The sequence below is a fragment of the Sphingobium lactosutens DS20 genome, assembly GCF_000445105.1.
GTDB classification, from domain to species: domain Bacteria; phylum Pseudomonadota; class Alphaproteobacteria; order Sphingomonadales; family Sphingomonadaceae; genus Sphingobium; species Sphingobium lactosutens.
The window spans coordinates 27,921-45,000 of record NZ_ATDP01000055.1 but is presented as its reverse complement, the minus strand read 5'-3'; the positions used below and the strand labels follow the sequence as shown (position 1 = coordinate 45,000).

The 17,080-nt window shown below is 62.3% G+C and carries 17 protein-coding genes (1 of these 17 running past the window's edge); 7 read left to right on the top strand and 10 right to left on the bottom strand.

Annotation, left to right across the window (positions count from 1 at the left end):
- Nucleotides 1–324, bottom strand: partial view of a 4-hydroxybenzoate 3-monooxygenase gene (gene pobA, locus RLDS_RS31615; RefSeq protein ID WP_021224518.1) — the beginning only. The gene continues 846 nt to the left of window position 1, outside the view; the window shows 324 of its 1,170 coding nt (coding positions 1–324); its start codon is at nucleotides 322–324; its stop codon lies beyond the left edge, outside the window.
- Between the two features lie 154 nt (nucleotides 325–478).
- A complete protein-coding gene (locus RLDS_RS31610) occupies nucleotides 479–2,869 on the bottom strand; it encodes a hypothetical protein (RefSeq protein ID WP_021224517.1) in 2,391 nt (796 codons plus the stop codon).
- Between the two features lie 225 nt (nucleotides 2,870–3,094).
- Between RLDS_RS31610 and RLDS_RS31605 the strand changes: the two genes are divergently transcribed.
- On the top strand, nucleotides 3,095–3,991 hold the full coding sequence (locus RLDS_RS31605; RefSeq protein WP_031297350.1) for a helix-turn-helix domain-containing protein: 897 nt from the start codon (nucleotides 3,095–3,097) through the stop codon (nucleotides 3,989–3,991).
- Nucleotides 3,992–4,366: 375 nt separating this feature from the next.
- Nucleotides 4,367–5,410, top strand: a complete 1,044-nt coding sequence (locus RLDS_RS31600) for a helix-turn-helix domain-containing protein (protein WP_021224515.1) — start codon at nucleotides 4,367–4,369, stop codon at nucleotides 5,408–5,410.
- A 78-nt stretch (nucleotides 5,411–5,488) separates the two neighbouring features.
- Here RLDS_RS31600 and RLDS_RS31595 read toward each other — a convergent pair whose 3' ends face one another.
- From RLDS_RS31595 to RLDS_RS31565, 7 genes are all read right to left on the bottom strand, one after another.
- Nucleotides 5,489–6,427 carry a Gfo/Idh/MocA family oxidoreductase gene (locus tag RLDS_RS31595; protein ID WP_021224514.1) on the bottom strand — a complete coding sequence of 313 codons (939 nt, stop codon included), beginning with the start codon at nucleotides 6,425–6,427 and terminating at the stop codon, nucleotides 5,489–5,491.
- Between the two features lie 32 nt (nucleotides 6,428–6,459).
- Nucleotides 6,460–7,347 (bottom strand): class III extradiol dioxygenase subunit beta, encoded by an 888-nt coding sequence (locus RLDS_RS31590; RefSeq protein WP_021224513.1) that lies wholly within the window; start codon nucleotides 7,345–7,347, stop codon nucleotides 6,460–6,462.
- Nucleotides 7,347–7,757: a protocatechuate 4,5-dioxygenase subunit alpha gene (gene ligA / locus RLDS_RS31585; RefSeq protein WP_021224512.1), complete on the bottom strand. Its 411-nt coding sequence runs from the start codon at nucleotides 7,755–7,757 to the stop codon at nucleotides 7,347–7,349. The genes RLDS_RS31590 and ligA overlap by 1 nt, the downstream gene beginning before the upstream one ends.
- Entirely contained in the window at nucleotides 7,754–8,794 is a 1,041-nt protein-coding gene (locus RLDS_RS31580; protein ID WP_021224511.1) for a Rieske 2Fe-2S domain-containing protein, read from the bottom strand. The genes ligA and RLDS_RS31580 overlap by 4 nt, the downstream gene beginning before the upstream one ends.
- Nucleotides 8,791–9,816 carry an amidohydrolase family protein gene (locus tag RLDS_RS31575; protein ID WP_021224510.1) on the bottom strand — a complete coding sequence of 342 codons (1,026 nt, stop codon included), beginning with the start codon at nucleotides 9,814–9,816 and terminating at the stop codon, nucleotides 8,791–8,793. The genes RLDS_RS31580 and RLDS_RS31575 overlap by 4 nt, the downstream gene beginning before the upstream one ends.
- Nucleotides 9,813–10,706 carry an NAD(P)-dependent oxidoreductase gene (locus tag RLDS_RS31570; RefSeq protein ID WP_021224509.1) on the bottom strand — a complete coding sequence of 298 codons (894 nt, stop codon included), beginning with the start codon at nucleotides 10,704–10,706 and terminating at the stop codon, nucleotides 9,813–9,815. Before RLDS_RS31570 ends, RLDS_RS31575 begins: the two co-directional genes overlap by 4 nt.
- A 64-nt stretch (nucleotides 10,707–10,770) precedes the next feature.
- Complete coding sequence (locus RLDS_RS31565) at nucleotides 10,771–11,922, bottom strand: LysR substrate-binding domain-containing protein (RefSeq protein ID WP_021224508.1); 1,152 nt, start codon at nucleotides 11,920–11,922, stop codon at nucleotides 10,771–10,773.
- Between the two features lie 101 nt (nucleotides 11,923–12,023).
- On the opposite strand from RLDS_RS31565, the gene ligK reads away from it, so the two are divergent.
- Genes ligK through RLDS_RS31550 form a run of 3 tightly spaced genes read left to right on the top strand, consistent with a single transcriptional unit; the run spans nucleotide 12,024 to nucleotide 14,633 of the window.
- A complete protein-coding gene (gene ligK, locus RLDS_RS31560) occupies nucleotides 12,024–12,698 on the top strand; it encodes a 4-carboxy-4-hydroxy-2-oxoadipate aldolase/oxaloacetate decarboxylase (protein ID WP_021224507.1) in 675 nt (224 codons plus the stop codon).
- Nucleotides 12,691–13,755 (top strand): 4-oxalomesaconate tautomerase, encoded by a 1,065-nt coding sequence (locus RLDS_RS31555; RefSeq protein WP_021224506.1) that lies wholly within the window; start codon nucleotides 12,691–12,693, stop codon nucleotides 13,753–13,755. The genes ligK and RLDS_RS31555 overlap by 8 nt, the downstream gene beginning before the upstream one ends.
- Nucleotides 13,752–14,633 (top strand): amidohydrolase family protein, encoded by an 882-nt coding sequence (locus tag RLDS_RS31550; protein ID WP_021224505.1) that lies wholly within the window; start codon nucleotides 13,752–13,754, stop codon nucleotides 14,631–14,633. Before RLDS_RS31555 ends, RLDS_RS31550 begins: the two co-directional genes overlap by 4 nt.
- 21 nt (nucleotides 14,634–14,654) lie before the next feature.
- Here RLDS_RS31550 and RLDS_RS31545 read toward each other — a convergent pair whose 3' ends face one another.
- A complete protein-coding gene (locus RLDS_RS31545; RefSeq protein ID WP_021224504.1) occupies nucleotides 14,655–15,413 on the bottom strand; it encodes an enoyl-CoA hydratase in 759 nt (252 codons plus the stop codon).
- Nucleotides 15,414–15,514: 101 nt separating this feature from the next.
- Here RLDS_RS31545 and RLDS_RS31540 point away from each other — a divergent pair, with 101 nt between their 5' ends.
- Entirely contained in the window at nucleotides 15,515–16,507 is a 993-nt protein-coding gene (locus RLDS_RS31540; RefSeq protein ID WP_031297341.1) for a bile acid:sodium symporter family protein, read from the top strand.
- A gap of 2 nt (nucleotides 16,508–16,509) precedes the next feature.
- Complete coding sequence (locus RLDS_RS31535) at nucleotides 16,510–17,025, top strand: phosphoribosyltransferase (RefSeq protein ID WP_031297340.1); 516 nt, start codon at nucleotides 16,510–16,512, stop codon at nucleotides 17,023–17,025.
- Nucleotides 17,026–17,080: the final 55 nt, after the last annotated feature.

Below are 17,080 nucleotides of genomic sequence, written 5' to 3'. Positions count from 1 at the left end.
CAGATCGCGTGTCACTTCGGTCTGGCCATAGACCATGACCTGCCTGCCGGTGAGCGCAGCGATATCAATGCGTATCAGCCTTTCGCCATCGGCAAGGTGGAAGCCGTCATGGAGCAAGCCTTCAGCGTGCATGCGCGCGCCCAAGCCCAGCCTGTCCATCAAATCAATGGTCGTGCGTTCCAGCACACCTGCCCGGATGCGGCCCAGGACATAATCGGCTGACGCACGCTCGACGATGACGACATCGATGCCTTCGGCGCGAAGCAGATGCCCAAGCAGCAACCCTGCCGGGCCAGCGCCGACGATTGCGACCTGCGTTTTCATATCATCTTCTCCACTGACTATTTGTGGAGACGATGATGCGGCGATCACAGCGATTGCGACATGGCACGAGCAGCAGGATATGGGGACGATCCAACAGCCGGCTGCGCGCAAAAGTCCTCTCGGAACGCTTCGCCCTGGCGACAGACTTGGACGATTAGGCGGTTGGTACGACCGCTAATCCCTCAGGCGCGTCCCGCAGGCGAAGATAGAGTTTGCCGGCCTGGGGCCGTGGGGCCTTGACCACAGAGCCGGTATAGCCATGTGCCACTGTCACGGCATTCGCAAGGGCCGGGCCGCTTGCGATCGCATCTATCAGGAACAAATCACGCCCGCGGATCGTGCATTCGGCCGCGCCGTCTTCGCAGTCGATTGCCTCAATGCGTGGCATGCGCGCCAGCGTCGCCAATGGCTGCCAATCGCTCGCCTGAGCATCTTGCCGCAACCGGACCTGAAGCGGCCCGAACATCCCGGGAGGCAACGCGTGCGGATCAAGCCGCGCCACAAGGATATGCGCGCCTTCCAACTGCAACCCATTTTCGGCTGTCAGACGTATGGCATTGCCGCCATCCTGACTCGCAATTTCCAGGACATCATCTGGAGCGAGCCGTGTCTGCTCCCCTACGGCGATCGAGAATGTCATCTGCCCGTCATCGGGCAATACTGCGTCACCCAGGATTGTCAGGGGCATGCTACCGGCGCGAGCAGGACCAGGCGTGATCGTCCGGTCGATCAGGCGAATATCCGGCCGCGCCGGCGCGACTTTCGTTGAAAGGTCGAGCTTGCGACCATCACGTAACGCTACATGGGCGGTCAGGGCATAGCCGGCCTGAAGCGGATGACCTTCCCCTGCTTTTACCACAAGCCGATCGGACTGGCCGGCCCGCGTCAAATCGTCAGGGCGCAGCACAAGGTCGCCAGCAGTGACGCTTTCCACCTGATCCAGCCGCTGGCCAACAAGCGTCGCATATCGGTCGCCTGCATGGATGACGAGGCTATCCAGGCGGCTCGCCTCAGCATAGCTTTTCAAGGACAGGACGGACGGGTCGGACATGCCCACATATTTGACTTCGACCTGCAACGGACCGGCCCGGCGTTCCGCCAAGGGCAGGGTAAGCGCGATCGCATTCGCATCCTTCACTTTCCAGCCAAGCGATTGCGACGGCCCATCTGGCGTGCGGATCGTCACGCTTTCGACGCAAGCCGGAGCACTCCCCTTGAGAGTGAGACGATTGTCCCGCCCCGCCACCAGGGTCGGGGCTTCGCCATCCACGGTCCATCCTTTTGTATCGGGAAATTGTACCGTGAAATCCGGACCCTCGAACCGATCGAAACCCCATTGACCATAGAGGTGCCCGCGAAACGAACCTGACAGGGCAGCTTGCGGCGCGCTATCATCGGAAAGCCTGTAGCCGCCCCGATCCGCCCGCGCGGTCACCGGCAATTCCTTGACGTCACCCGAGGGCGTCTTGAGCGCGAGCTTTACGTCACGGGCATAATCAGTGGAGTAAATGAGCGGCGCGCCCTCCACCGGGAGAATAGCGCCAGGCCGCGCAGCACAGACCGGCCCCTGCGCCCCGCTGCGCAGGCGCGGCGGGCTATCAGCCTCGATCGCCGGCATGGCGACGACCATTACGGATTTTGGCTTCTGGAAAGAGGGCGCCGCATTCAGCAACAGGCTGATCGCGTCATTGCGGCGGACGCTCAAAGTCGGCAGATAATCGAATTCCGGGTTGCTGAATGCGCCGAAAATGCGTGCGATGTCGCGGGCGACCCCGATATAGGGGCTGTAATAGCCATAACCCGCCTCACGGGTCGCACTGAGTTGCAGGGCAAGGTCGGTAGGCGCTCCGGTGAGGGTTTCGGCCATGGAACTGCTGTGAACATCGGCCAGTACCAGTGAATCGCGGTTGTCGAGCAGGCAGGCAGCCTGCATTTCGATCACCTTCGACAAGCAGTCCTCATTCAATTTCATCGACAGGCTGCGCGCCAGGACCGGGGCCAGCGTGCGCAGATATTCCGGATGCGTATTTTCCTGCGCCTGGATTGCTCCCATGAAGCTGTCCAGCCGTGACCTGTCCAGCGAAGCCTGATTGAGGTCCTGCGTGGCGCGCACAAATTCACCCGGCTTGCCGCGCACCGCGTCGCGCAACGTACCTTCTGCCCCGCCCGTATCGGGCACGAGGAACAGCACCATCTGACGCGCGCCCTTCGGCACGGTCAGCGTCAGTTCGCGATCCTGTGCCTTCTTTTTCCATGTCTCGGCAAAAGCGATCCAGTCCTTGGGCGGTGGATTGGTCGCACCGCGCAGAAAAGCCGACACCAAAATGAAACGAGCGCCCTGATCTTCGGGCAAATCCGCACGGATCGAAAGCCTGTCCCCTTCGGACAGGCTCGGCACCTGGCCGATCGGCAAGCTTCTCTCCCCCCGCGTAACGTTGATACGCAGCGACGGTCCAGTCAGTTCGAATGGCGCCGGATCGGCGGCGGACAAAGGCGCTGCCAGTCCCAGGACCAGACAGGCGATGCCGCTATGGACAATTGTCATCCTGTTGATTGGCAAGCCTATATTCCCGTCATTCGCTCCACGTTGCCGGTGCCTTTCCCATATCCGCGTCGACAAGCCAAGGGTGCGACAACGAACGCGACAGACGTGGGGCGGGTCCGGATGCGCGCGCTTCTAGCCATGGCAGATGACGGCTTGCTGAACGCTCAGGCCCGCCCATGCCCCGGCTTGCCGGACATGATGGGCATGGAATATGGACGGTTCAACATGACCGTGTCTCCCGTTCCCAGCTTCTACCTTTATGGCGAACCCCAGCGTAATGTGGGCGAGGGCTTTGTTCATGTCGAAAGCCTGGACGATCGGTCGCGACCCAGCGAATGGACGATCCGCCCCCATGTGCATCGGGACCTTAACCATATCATCCTGATCGCGAAGGGTGGGGGCGCGATGTTGGCGGAGTCCACCCAGGTGCGTTTCATGGCGCCCTGCTTGCTGCTCATCCCGGCCAGGGTCGTCCATGGGTTTGATTGGCACCAGGAATCAGAAGGGCACGTCACCACGATCGCCGACACCTATTTACGTCATTTGATCGACCGTGACAGTGATCTGACACCCCTCTTTGAAACCCCGCGCGCCGTCAGCCTGGCCCAGTCGGACACTGCCGCCGCTGGCCAGTTGATCGAGCGCATGGCGCGCGAACTGGGGTGGGCAGGGCGAGGACAGAAAGCCGCGATAGAAGCGGCGTTGCTGCAACTGATGGTATTGGCGCTACGCCATGGCGATATGGTTGCCGGCCAGCGACCCGGCACCGAGAAACAAGCTGCGCTGGTCGCGCGATTGCGGGAGCGGGTCGAGCAGCGGTTTCGCTATCGTGAGCCGATGGCTTCCCATGCGCAGGCGCTTGGCACCAGCCTGACAGCGTTGCGACAGGCCTGTGCCTGCGTGGCGGGGACGTCGCCGGGCCAGATGCTGGATGATCGCGCGCTGCTGGAAGCCCGGCGGTTGCTGCTCTATTCCCAGCTTTCGGTGGCGCAGATCGGATATGCCATCGGCTTTGAAGACCCCGGCTATTTCTCGCGCTTCTTTACCCGACATATCGGCTGCCCGCCCCGGACTTATCGTGCAAGACGCGGCGAACCCGATCGGGCGGGCGGCGGGGCCTGATCCTGCGCCCGGCACGCTGCGACGGCGTCATATCGGCGCTTGCCTGAAGCCAAAGCTCACAGGCAAGCGCCGCTTCGGGCTGCCAGGCGATGGGGGTCGCAGCCATCGCCGTACCGCCGTCAGAAGTCCTTGAGCACCACTTCGATCAGCGGCGCCCCCCCGATGTGCAACAGACGCCGGCATCGGCCTGCGGCTGTCTGACTATTCCATACGGTTGACCGTATGATCCGCAGCGGCAATCGACTGCGCCGGCGCATAGTGTCAACGCCGGCGGCAAGGCGTGAAACAGACGGCAATGAAAATGAGACAAATTGCACGACACGCGTTAGGAGCCTCTAAACAGGGTTAAATCACGTTTAGAAATGAGCTTGGACGATGCAGCAACCGTCAGGCGACTCACTGCCCACCTTCCGAATTTCGACGGACAGCATGACAGGCCCGGATGCTTTGACGGCGTTTGGGCAATCGGTGCAGGACGTGTTCTCACTGACGTGCTTGGGCGATCCGGAATGTTATCGGCTCGACGTTGCGGCATGGCATCTTGGAACAATCATGGTCGGCTGGTTTCGATCATCTGCACTGGCCTTTGACCGGGATGCAGCGCTGGCCGCGGCCAGCGGCCTCGATCATCTGCTGGTCCAGCTATATGTCGGAGGCGGCTTTACCGGATCGGCGGCTGACCGATCCGTCACCGTCCGCGCAGGCGACATCGTTATCTTCGACCTCATTCATGGGTTGCGGACCCGGGCGAGCGATTTTTCCAACATCTCGGTTTTGGTCCCGCGCGCCTTTTTCGCGCCGACCCTGCAGGACATTTCTCGCCTGCACGGATTGGTGCTGCCGGCGGACAACCCGCTGGCCGCCATGTTGGGAAGCTATATGACAAGCCTCGTCGACCGGCTGCCCTCGCTGGGCGTCGCCGACGGGCAGTTGGCGGCGCGATCGACTGTCGCGCTGGTGACGACCATGCTGGCGGGGCAGGCGCCTGGCCTGCCGCCCGTCATGGGGATCACGCCGTCCCCTTTCCAGCGTGTATCGCGCGAGATAGACCGGCGCCTGGGGGACGCAAGGCTTGATCCGGCCTCCCTGGCTTGCGATCTGGCTATGTCGCGGGCGACCTTGTATCGCACGTTTCAGCCGGTTGGCGGCATCGCCGATCATATCCGCCGCCGCCGTCTGGCCGTTGCTGCTATCGCGCTGTCTGATCCGGGCAATAGGCGCCGCAAAGTCGGCGAAATTGCACTCGATTGTGGCTTTGCCACCGAATCCGCATTCGGTCGTGCCTTCAAAAAGGCTTTCGGTATTTCACCTGGAAAGGCGCGCCAGCGCAGCCTTGATTTTTGGTATGCACCCGATGCTCGGGACCATGGCGATGCCAGCCTGGACTTCGCGCGCTGGATGCGGATGCTGCATTCCTAATCAATTTCCGCATGAAAAGGGCGTGGACGGTTGCCCTGCCACGCCCTTTCCACGACCCTGTTGGGTAGAGGGGACGGCTTAGCCCAGTTGCTGCTCCAATTCGCCGAGCACGCGATAGCAATCGAAGACCTGCGCCACCGAACTATTGGGCTCCCGCCCTTCCCGAATGGCGCTGATGAATTCGCGATCCTGCAACTCGATGCCGTTGTTCGAAACGGCCACGCCAGCCAGGTCAATCGGCTCTTCCTTGCCATTCACCAGATCGTCATAGCGCGCGATATACGTCGCGCTGTCGCCGATATAGCGGAAAAAGGTGCCGAGGGGGCCGTCATTGTTGAAGCTCAAGGACAGGGTGCAGATCGCGCCGGTTTCGCTTTTCAGCTGGATTGACATATCCATGGCGATACCAAGATCCGCATGGATCGGTCCCTGCATGGCGTGCGCCTCGACGATTTTGCCCGCCTGATAGGCAAAAAGGTCGACCGTATGGGCGGCGTGGTGCCAAAGCAGATGATCGGTCCATGACCGCGGCTGCCCCTTTGCGTTGATGTTCTTGCGGCGGAAGAAATAGGTCTGGACGTCCATCTGCTGCACGTTGAACTCGCCCGCCTGTATCCGGTTGTGGACGAATTGGTGCGATGGATTGAAACGGCGGGTATGACCGACCATGCAGACAAGGCCGGTTTCCCGTTGCTTGGCCAGCACCGCCTGCGCGTCGTCCCAGCTGTCTGCCAAGGGAATCTCCACCTCGACATGCTTGCCCGCGTCCATGCAGGCGATCGCCTGGGCGGCATGCATCTGTGTCGGCGTGCACAGGATCACCGCGTCGACATCGTCACGGCTCAATGTTTCATGGAGGTCGGTTGTCACATGGCCGATGCCATATTTCTGCGCCACCGCCTTGGTCGGCTCCAGTTCGCGGCCGACCAGAGACGTAACGGTGACGCCGTCGATATTTTTGAGGCCATCAAGATGCTTTTCGCCAAAAGCGCCGGCGCCAGCCAGGGCAACACGCATAGTCTTCTCCGTAATATCTGAAATAAAATCGGTCATGCCGCCGCAGCAGCTGCGCTTCCGGTCATGTCGAAACCCTCACCATTGTCGGGTCGCAGCACCAGATGCCCGATTGCCGTGTTCGAACAGGGCACATGATAATGGCGGTGCAGCAGACGCGTCTTCTTGCCCAGCGCACCCCGCATGATGAGCCACATCACCATTTCGATGCCCTCGCTGCCGGTCTCGCGCAGATATTCGATATGCGGGATGTAGCGCAGGTGGTCGCTCTCGCCGATCATACCGTCCAGAAACTTATTATCCCATTCCCGATTGATGAGGCCAGCGCGCGCACCCTGCAATTGGTGGCTCATGCCGCCGGTTCCCCAGACCTGAACATTCAGTTCCTCCGGGAAGCTGGCCACTGCCTTGGCGATCGCCTCACCCAGCGCCCAGCATCGGTTCCCCGACGGCGGCGGATAGGTGACGACGTTGACGGCCAGGGGAATGACCTTGCATGGCCAGGCCGCTGGCTTGTCGAACATCATCGATAGCGGGACGGTCAGACCATGGTCCACGTCCATTTCGTTGATGATGGTCATGTCAAATTCGTCGAGGATCAGGCTCTGCGCGATGTGCCAGGCCAGGTCGGGATGCCCTTCCACGTCCGGCACCGGGCGCGGCCCCCACCCCTCGTCGGCGGACGTGTAGCGCTCTCCGCACCCGATCGCGAAAGTCGGGATGATCTTCATGTCGAACGCCGACGCATGGTCATTATAGACCAGAATGACGACATCAGGCTTTTCCGCCTTTTCCCATTCGCGCGTCCAGTCATAGCCAGCAAAGATCGGGCCGAAATAGTCATCGCGATCCTTGCCGAAATCAGATGCGACGCCGAGCAGCGGCACGTGGCTCGACGCCAAGCCTGCGGTGATCCGGGCCATCAGCGTTTCTCCTTGATGGACCGAAGCCCTTCGGGCGACCGACCGCCCTTCATCATCATCTCCCGATATTCCGGGAATTTCATGTCGGTCATGGTGCTGACCGCTTCGGCGAAGGGAATGCCATCGGTCGAAAACAGCTTGGAGAGAAAATAGACATTGCCGCCCAGATCGAGGCACTTGTTATAGTCCCGCGCCAGAATGGCCTGCTTCTGCTCTTCGGTGAGCGGCCATTCGTCGAGATAGGCGCGCTCGTCCGCCTTGAAGCGATCGCGATTTTCAGCCTTCATCAGGCTCATCGCGAACTGGTTGATATGATAGCCCTGCCGCGCGCGCTTGGCGGTGAAGACCCTGGTGCCGGGGATATCCTCAAACTCCGCGAGATAGGCGTGGATATCCTGATGATCGCTCATACCGGTTCCTCCACCTTGGCGGAAGCTGCAATCTTGCGCTTGATGACCTGGCGGGATCGCACGCCGCCTTCGTCAATGCGATATGCGCTCAGCTTCAGCCCCGGATTGCGATTGATGGCATCCTGCTGTGCTTCCAGAATGACCTTGTCCTCGGCGAACACAGCCCCTTGTCCCGCCTTGAACCGGGCCGTGAACCCAGGATCATGGATCATGAAATTGCGCGCCATGCCCCAGAAATAATGGTGGCTGGTTTCTGTTTCGGGCGTCATGAAATCAATCACCATGCCACGGGCGCCCTGATCATGCGCCTCCAGCGTCGAGCCCGCTTCAACCGGAGCGACCCCGACGTCGATCATGACAGATGCCGGCAGCATGAACTGGCATATCTGCCAACGATCCACCGGACCTTCCTTGCCCAGCGCCGCGCGCCAGAATGGCGGCGCATCAATGCCGGCCATCCAGCGGGTCACGAACACCCGCTCGCCTTCGACACGGGTTTCGATCGGCGCTTCCAGAATCTCGACCTGGCCGATGGAACTGGAATGCACATAGGTTTCGTGCGTCAGGTCCATCAGATTGTCGATCATCAGTCGATAGTCGCAGGCGACGGGATAATAGCCCCCATCGAACGTCCAGCCTTCCGATGAACAGGGCCATAGATCGGGAATCAGTGCCGGATCGGCCTTGTCCTTCTCACCAACCCAAATCCAAACGAAGCGGTGACGCTCGGCGACAACAAAGGTTTCGGCGCAAATGCGGCGGTTTACCGCCTCGCTCTTCATCGGCATTTCTTCCGCGACACCGTCCGGCCCCAATTTCAGGCCATGATATTTGCAGCGGATCGAATCCCCTTCGCGGATACCCATCGAAAGGGGCAACAACCGATGCGGACAGGCATCGCGCATGGCGACGACGGACCGGTCAAGCTTGCGATAGAGGACCACCGGCGTGCCGCAGATCGTGCGCGACAAGGGCGCAACGTCGACTTCGCTGTCCCACGCGGCAACATACCACGCATTCGTCACCCAATTGGTCATAATCCCTTCTCCTTGAGCCGCGCGTCGAGCCGCGGGAAGACGCGGCGGGCATTGCCTTCGAAAATGGCGGCCCTCTCCACGTCGCTGATGTCGAGTGCGTCAACATAGCGCTTGGTGTCGTCGAAATAATGACCGGTCGTGGGATCAATGCCACGGACCGCGCCGACCATTTCCGATCCGAACAATATATTCTTGTTGTCAATCACGTCGGCCAGCAGATTGATGCCGGGCTGATGATAAACGCAGGTGTCGAAAAAGATGTTGTTCATCAGATGCGTCGACAGATCCGGCTTTTTGAGCATGTCGGCCAGACCCCGGTAACGCCCCCAATGATAGGGCACCGCGCCGCCGCCATGCGGGATGATGAAACGGAGCGTCGGAAAGTCCTTGAACAGATCGCCTTCCAGCAACTGCATGAAAGCGACGGTATCGGCCGCGATATAATAGCCGCCTGTCGCGTGCATGGCAGGATTGCAGCTGCCCGACACATGGATCATCGCCGGAACGTCCAGTTCGACCATCTTTTCGTAGAAGGGATACCAGTAACGATCGGTCAGCGGCGGATGCTGGAAATGCCCGCCGCCCGGATCGGGATTGAGGTTGCAGCCGATAAATCCCAGTTCCGTGACGCAACGTTCCAGCTCAACGATGCTGTTCGTCATGTCCGCCTTTGGCGACTGGGGCAGCATGCATACGCCGACAAAGGTGTCGGGAAACAGTCCGACAACCCGCGCGATCAGATCATTGCACCGCATCGCCCATTCCTTCGCGACAGCGGCGTCGCCGACATGGGGTGCCATTGCCGAAGCACGGGGCGAAAAGATGGTCAGGTCCGCGCCGCGTTCCTTGATGAGACGCAACTGGTTCGCCTCGATCGTCTCGCATATTTCATCGTCGCTGATCTGCGGATAGGGCGGACAGGGCGTGCCTGCCTTGAACGCCGCTTTCTGTTCTTCCCGCCAGGCATCATGCCCCTTGGGCAGAACCGTATAATGGCCATGGCAGTCGATGATTAGGCTCATGGCTGATCCATTCTTCCTTTTTGCTGTTCACAGGCCGCGATGCAGCCGATCTTTGCCGACAATCCCGCCGGCGGGGTGGCCACGCCAAGCGCGCCCATTCTTCGTTGTCGCGCAACCGTGCCACGGGTCATCTCGGCATCCATGCCCAGCCCCTCGAGCGTGCGCACCACTTCCTCCATCTCGGCCGCGCGCCGTGTCCCATGCACCAGCATCCGGTCAAAATTATAGTCGGCGCGCGTCGTCCAAGGCTTGGCCTTCTCGCTTGCGTCCAGCGAAGCCAGGACATCTTCCAGCACATCGGCTTGTGCGGCGGCGAGAACGCATTCCGCCGTCAATGCCTCCATCCCCTTGATCATCACGGACCGGATCATCTTGATCGACGAAGCGCGCCCGACATCCGGGCCGACCACCTGCATATTGGTGAAAGCCAGAGCGTTCAGCGCTTCCAGCGCCTGTTCCGCCCTGGACCCGCTCAACAGCAAGGGCACGGACAGGCGCGCAGGATCGACGGGCGCCATCACGGCGACGTCGACATAATGGCCGCCGGCCGACTCGATTGCCTGGCACGCATCCCGCTTAGTCTGCGGCGCGACACTGTTCAGGTCACAATATATCGCGCCGGGCGCCAAGGATTGCGCCGCCGCCACCGCCACGGCCAGCGCCTGGTCCGCCGTCACCAGTGACAATAGCAAGCGCCTGCCGCGCACGACCTCTTGCAATTGACCAGCGCCAATGACGCCCGCGCCCTCATAGGCGTTCACCATCGCGGCGCGCGCAAGGGGATCGTCGGTCTTGATGTCAAAAACATGGGCGCGCTTGGCCCAAGCGCCCGCCCGAGCGAAGGTGCTGCCCGCTTCGCCAAATCCAATCAGACCAATGTCCTGCTCCATGCGGTCAATAGTGGACGACTGGCCCGACCCCATCCAATCGAATCCCGTCAGAAGTAATAAGATTTTACGAAGTCAGGGCTGAGACTGCGGATTCGATCGCGACCATGAACTGCTTTTGCGATCGCGACGGTCGCCAGTCACTGCGGCTGGTGAGGCCGATAGTGCGACTGACCAATCCCGGTGCCGGACCAATATCCGATACCAGTCCGGTTTCGAGCTCCAACGCCAGTTGATCGGGCGACAACAAGGTCAGATAATCTCCCGCGACCAGCAATTGCCGAATGGTCAGGACGGATCCGCATTCGATGGGGACGACAGGCAGCGGGCCGCCCAATTCGGTCCACATTGCCCGCCACAACTGGCGCAGAGGCGTTCCCTCCGGCGGCAATATCCAGGGTAAGCGACGCAGCGCATCCGCGTCCCACCCTGTTTCCAGCGGATGGCCGCGACGCGCCATGATCGTCAGTCGATCCTGAAACAAAGGCCGATGGTCAAGGTCAGGCGCCAGAGTGGGATCGCGGAGCGCGCCGATCATCATGTCGATTTCCCCGTCGCGCAAAGGCCCGACCAGTTCGGCATAGGACCCCTCCAGCACGCTGATCGCCACCTGAGGCGCATCATTGCGGAACCGTCCGATTGCATCGGGCAGGAGACGCGCGCGGGACAGGGGCATCGCGCCGATCAGGATGCGGCCGCCCTCCTCACCCTTCAGATCGGCCAGATCATCCAGTCCCTGCCGTAATTCCGCCAGCGCCAACCGCAGCCGCTGCGCCAGCGTCGTGCCGGCGCGCGTAAGCATGACGCCCCTGCCCCTCCGGTCGACCAGACGGCTGCCCAGGGCCAAGCCCAGGTCGCTTACCGCCCGATGCAGGGATGGCTCCGCCACCCCTGTCGCCAAAGCGGCCGCCGCATAGCTGCCCGACCGCGCGAGCGCCACAAAGGCTCGTATCTGCGTCGCGGTCACGCGGTTGCTGCCGATCAGCCGGAGCGCAACATCGATCCGGGGCTTCAGCCTCAACGCCGGCTCCAGCGCCGTCATTCCCCCGGGCTGACGTTCGAACAGAGTCACCCCTAATTGCGATTCGAGCTTGGCTATGCCCTGCGTGACGGCAGGCTGGGTCAGATGGACGGCGCGCGCCGCCAGGCTGACGCTGCCCTGGTCGACGATCGCGGCCATCGCGGCCAAATGGCGGATATTGAACTGGTCCGGATTCATGACAGAGGATTAGCAAAAACTAATGCGTTGTCGCCAGATCGCATTTGAGCATCGCCGCTTCATTGTCCATGTCACTGCCCCAATCGGGAGAAGGAAAGATCATGTCCGGCATTGTCGTTCAGAATATTGATCGCGCAGACCTGTCCGTGGTCGACGGGCTGGCCCAGTGCGGTGTCGCCACCGTGCACGAAGCGCAGGGGCGCACCGGGTTGCTCGCGGCCTATATGCGGCCAATCTACAGCGGCGCCCGCATCGCCGGCAACGCCGTCACCATCTCTGCGGCACCGGGCGACAACTGGATGGTGCATGTGGCGATCGAACAGCTCAAGGAAGGCGACATTCTCGTTCTGGCGCCCACCAGCCCCTGTACGGATGGCTATTTCGGCGACTTGCTGGCAACGTCGGCAAAAGCGCGCGGTTGCCGCGGACTTGTCATCGATGCCGGCGTACGCGACGTGCGCGATCTGACGCAGATGGACTTCCCGGTCTGGTCAAAGGCGATCCATGCGCAAGGCACGGTCAAGAACACGATCGGATCTGTCAACGTGCCGGTCATCTGCGCCGGAGCGCTGGTGCAGCCGGGCGACGTCATCATCGCGGATGACGATGGCGTGTGTGTGGTTCCGCGCCAGAACGCGGCCCATGTGCTGGAAAAGGCTAAGGCCCGCGAAGCAGCGGAAGAGGCCAAGCGCGTCCGCCTGGCGGCGGGGGAACTGGGTCTCGACATCTATGATATGCGCCCGCGGCTTGAGGAAATGGGCCTGAAATATGTCTGACCCGATCGGCAGCGCCCGCGTCATGTGGATGCGCGGCGGAACGTCCAGGGGTGGCTATTTCCTGGCCGATGATCTGCCGGCAGACACAGTCGCGCGAGACGCGTTCCTGTTACGCATCATGGGATCCCCCGACCCGCGACAGATTGACGGCATGGGCGGCGCGGATCCGCTGACCAGCAAGGTCGCCCTGGTCCGCAAGTCCCGGCGCGAAGGGGTCGATGTCGATTATCTGTTCCTGCAGGTTTTCGTCGATCAGGCGATTGTGAGCGATGCGCAAAATTGCGGAAATATCCTGGCGGGCGTTGGCCCCTTCGCAATCGAGCGCAAATTGGTCGAAGCCACAGGCGATGAAACCCGCGTCGCGATCTTCATGGAAAATACCGGCCAGATCGCCATTGCCACCGTCCAGACGCCTGGCGGCACCGTGCGCTATCAAGGTGACGCGCGGATCGACGGCGTGCCGGGGACAGCCGCCCCCATACCGCTCGAATTTCGCGACACCGCCGGATCTTCGTGCGGCGCCTTGCTGCCGACCGGCCAGGCCGTCGACGACATAGATGGCGTGCGCGTGACCCTGATCGACAATGGCATGCCGTGCGTCGTCATCAAGGCGCAGGACGTTGGCGTGACCGGCTATGAGGACCGCGAAACACTGGACAAGGACGACGCGCTCAAGGCCAGGATCGAAGCGATCCGCCTGGCGGTTGGCGAACGGATGAACCTGGGCGACGTCAGGGAAAAGTCGGTGCCAAAGATGATGCTGGTGGCCCCTCCCCGAAACGGGGGCGCCATCACGGTGCGCAGCTTCATCCCGCATCGCGCGCATGCGTCCATCGGCGTGCTTGGTGCCGTGAGCGTCGCGACAGCGTGCCTGATCGAAGGATCGCCGGCGAACGACGTTGCGGTTTTTGCGCAGGGCCATCGCAAGACCTTGTCGGTCGAGCATCCCAGCGGAGAGACAAGCTGCATCATGGAACTGGATGACAGCGGCAGCGTCATCAGCGCGGCCATGCTGCGCACCGCCCGCAAATTGCTGGATGGGGAGGTTTTCGCATGAACGAAAGAATTATCAGCTGGCATGGCAATCCGTCCGCGCCACGTTACACGCCACCTCCCGGTGCGATCGACGCCCATTGCCATGTCTTTGGACCGATGGCGCAATTCCCCTTCAGCGCCAAAGCCAAATATCTCCCCGAAGATGCCGGGCCTGACTTGCTGTTCGCGCTGCGCGATCATCTGGGGTTCGCTCGAAACGTGATCGTCCAGGCCAGTTGCCACGGCACGGACAATGCCGCCACGCTCCACGCCATCGCGCAGTCGCAGGGGAAGGCGCGGGGCGTCGCCGTGGTCGACCCCGCCATTTCGGAGGCTGATCTGGCGGCACTCCACGACGGCGGCATTCGCGGCATCCGGTTCAACTTCCTCAAGCGGCTGGTCGACGACGCGCCCAAGGAAAAGTTTCTCGACGTGGCCCGGCGACTGCCCGACGGCTGGCATGTGGTCATTTATTTCGAGGCGGACATCCTTGAGGAATTGCGCCCGTTCATGGACGCCATACCCGTGCCGATCGTCATCGATCATATGGGACGCCCCGATGTGACGCAGGGTCCGGACGGCAGCGACATGCGGGCGTTTCGCGCGCTTCTGGAAAGCCGGCCGGATATCTGGTTCAAGGCGACCTGCCCCGATCGTCTCGATCCAGCCGGCGCACCGTGGGACGCGTTTGCAGAGGCAGTCGCGCCCCTGGTTGCCGACTATTCCGACCGCGCGCTGTGGGGAACCGACTGGCCCCATCCCAATATGCAGGACGCCATTCCCGATGACGGGCATCTCGTCGACATGATCCCCCGCATCGCGCCGACGCAGGCCTTGCAGCATCAATTGCTCGTCGACAATCCCATGCGACTCTATTGGCCCGAAGAACAGCGCGGGTGAAACCGCCCGCCTTGTCGGCGATCAGGTCCGCCGGAACACCGGCGGGCGTTTCTCGAAAAAGGCGGTGAAGGCTTCCCGTGCCTCGGGCGAGGCCATGGCCTGTCGAAACAGGTCCGCCTCCTGCGCCATTCTGCTGGCGAGGGACGCCGGGTCGCCCCGCATCAGCCGGCGCGTCGCGGCGAGAGCCTGGGGGGGTTTGGCGACCAGCGCGGCTGCCTTGGTCCGGGCATGGTCCAGCAGGCTGTCGCCGGGCACCACAGCCGTGACCAGGCCCGCGCGGTCCGCGGCCTCGGCATCCAGCGGCTCGCCCAGCATCAGCATCGCCGCCGCCTTGGCATGGCCCAGAATGGCGGGCACAAGCAGGCTGGAGCCGGCTTCAGGCACGAGGCCCAGATTGACGAAGGGCATGATGAAACGCGCGTCAGGCGCGGCATAGATCAGGTCGCAATGCAAGAGCATGGTGGTGCCGACGCCCACCGCCAAACCCTGCACCACTGCAACCAGCGGCTTGTCGAAGGCCGCAATCGCCTGAATGAAGTCGAATGCCGCCATCCCCCCTTCGGGACCGGCCATGAAATCGGCAAGGTCATTCCCCGCGCAAAAGGCGTCCCCCCGGCCGGCGATCAGCACCGCCCCAATCGCATCGCGTGTCGAGGCATCCCCCAGCGCTGCGATCATCGCTCGATACATGGCAGCGGTGAGGGCGTTCTTCTTGTCCGGGCGATCGAGATGGATTTCCACCACGCCCTCATGTTCGATGATCGCTACATGCTCGCTCACGCCCGGCCTCTCCCTTGTCTGGTGCCAAGGGGAAATTGTTGGCGCAGTCTGGCGCGCGCGTCTATCCCCTGCGCTCCGATCCCTTTGTGCCAGATGTGATGATGAACCGATTACGACAGGCGCTTGACCCGTTCCTGCTGATGCTGATTGCGACCGTCGCCCTAGCGTCCATCCTGCCCGCGCACGGCCAGGGCGCGCGCATTGCCGAGGGCATGGCGGACGCAGGCATTGTCCTGCTTTTTTTTCTGCATGGAGCGAAATTGTCGCGCGCCGCCATCTGGCAGGGCGCGCGTGCGTGGAAACTTCACGCCGCGACGCTGGCGACCACCTTCCTCATCGTTCCCATTTTGGGGTGGTTGCTTGGCAGGTTCGGCCCTGTGCCAGAAGCGATGCGTCCCGGATTGCTGTTCCTCACCCTGCTGCCATCGACGGTCCAATCCTCCATCGCCTTTACAGCGATCGCGCGCGGCAATCTCGCCGCCGCCGTCGTCAGCGCATCCTTCTCCAACCTGCTGGGCATTGTCGTGACGCCGCTCTTGGTCGCGCTGCTGATGCAGCGAGCCGGAAGCGGAAACCTCGTGTCCCTGTCCGCCGTGGAGGGGATCGTGCTGCAACTGCTGCTGCCCTTCGTCCTCGGCCATATGCTGCGCCCGTGGATCGGCGGCTTCATCGACTGGCACCGGGCCAAGATCGGGCGCGTCGACCGGGGGGCGATCCTGCTGGTAGTCTATGCCGCTTTCTCCGCTGCGGTCGTGGAAGGGTTGTGGCAGACGGTGTCACAGGATGAATTGGTGATGCTGGTCGCGGTATCGACCGGGTTGCTGCTCATCATCCTGCTGACGAGTTGGGGCATGGGTCGGCTGATCGGCCTGTCGCGCGAGGACGCGATCGTGCTGCAATTTTGCGGGTCCAAAAAGAGCCTGGCGTCGGGCGTGCCGATCGCCGGCGTATTGTTTCCCGCCGCGATGGTGGGGCCGATCCTGTTACCGGTCATGGTCTTTCACCAGCTTCAACTCATCGCCTGCGCCTGGCTGGCGCGGCATTACGGGGCGCAGGTTGCGGGAGACGAAGATGCGGCGATGGTGAGGGGATGACGATGCAGAAGCCTATCCTGACCGACATCGACATGGAGCGCTTCCTGGCACAGATCGACCTGTTGGCCAATGCCGTGGTCGCGTCGGGATGGCGCCCGGACTGGATCGTGGGCATCGGGCGCGGCGGACTGGCGCCGGCCACATGGCTCAGCCACGCCTTGGGACGGCCGATGCTGTCGGTCGATCTTTCGGCGCAGGTTCCGGCTTTCTCCGACGCTCTGCTCGAAGCGTTGCGGGCGCGGGCGCAGGCCGGCGAACGGTTGCTGATCGTCGACGACATCAATGACACCGGTCGCACGATCCTGCGCCTGCGCCGCGCCCTGGGTGACGCGGACGCGACCGTGCTGCGCCTGGCCGTGCTGATCGACAACAGCCGGTCCGGGGCGCGGGTGGACTATAGCGCAGAGACGATCGACCGCGCGGTGACGAAGGACTGGTTCGTCTTCCCCTGGGAAAAGCCGGCGAGCGAGGCGAACATCCTGGCGGACTGGGGCGAGGAGCCGGACCGCACCGCCTGACCATCCCGACACCGATGGCGACAGCTGCATCGACTTTGCACAGACGACTGTTATA

Bases quoted from the DNA above. Each gene is read 5' to 3' on its own strand.
- ligA (WP_021224512.1), bottom strand. From the start codon at position 7,757: ATGAGCGATCATCAGGATATCCACGCCTATCTCGCGGAGTTTGAGGAT.
- ligK (WP_021224507.1), top strand. From the start codon at position 12,024: ATGTCCGGCATTGTCGTTCAGAATATTGATCGCGCAGACCTGTCCGTG.
- RLDS_RS31570 (WP_021224509.1), bottom strand. From the start codon at position 10,706: ATGGAGCAGGACATTGGTCTGATTGGATTTGGCGAAGCGGGCAGCACC.
- RLDS_RS31605 (WP_031297350.1), top strand. From the start codon at position 3,095: ATGACCGTGTCTCCCGTTCCCAGCTTCTACCTTTATGGCGAACCCCAG.
- RLDS_RS31595 (WP_021224514.1), bottom strand. From the start codon at position 6,427: ATGCGTGTTGCCCTGGCTGGCGCCGGCGCTTTTGGCGAAAAGCATCTT.
- RLDS_RS31575 (WP_021224510.1), bottom strand. From the start codon at position 9,816: ATGAGCCTAATCATCGACTGCCATGGCCATTATACGGTTCTGCCCAAG.
- RLDS_RS31610 (WP_021224517.1), bottom strand. From the start codon at position 2,869: ATGACAATTGTCCATAGCGGCATCGCCTGTCTGGTCCTGGGACTGGCA.
- RLDS_RS31580 (WP_021224511.1), bottom strand. From the start codon at position 8,794: ATGACCAATTGGGTGACGAATGCGTGGTATGTTGCCGCGTGGGACAGC.
- RLDS_RS31535 (WP_031297340.1), top strand. From the start codon at position 16,510: ATGCAGAAGCCTATCCTGACCGACATCGACATGGAGCGCTTCCTGGCA.
- RLDS_RS31550 (WP_021224505.1), top strand. From the start codon at position 13,752: ATGAACGAAAGAATTATCAGCTGGCATGGCAATCCGTCCGCGCCACGT.
- RLDS_RS31565 (WP_021224508.1), bottom strand. From the start codon at position 11,922: ATGAATCCGGACCAGTTCAATATCCGCCATTTGGCCGCGATGGCCGCG.
- RLDS_RS31590 (WP_021224513.1), bottom strand. From the start codon at position 7,347: ATGGCCCGGATCACCGCAGGCTTGGCGTCGAGCCACGTGCCGCTGCTC.
- RLDS_RS31555 (WP_021224506.1), top strand. From the start codon at position 12,691: ATGTCTGACCCGATCGGCAGCGCCCGCGTCATGTGGATGCGCGGCGGA.
- RLDS_RS31540 (WP_031297341.1), top strand. From the start codon at position 15,515: ATGAACCGATTACGACAGGCGCTTGACCCGTTCCTGCTGATGCTGATT.
- RLDS_RS31600 (WP_021224515.1), top strand. From the start codon at position 4,367: ATGCAGCAACCGTCAGGCGACTCACTGCCCACCTTCCGAATTTCGACG.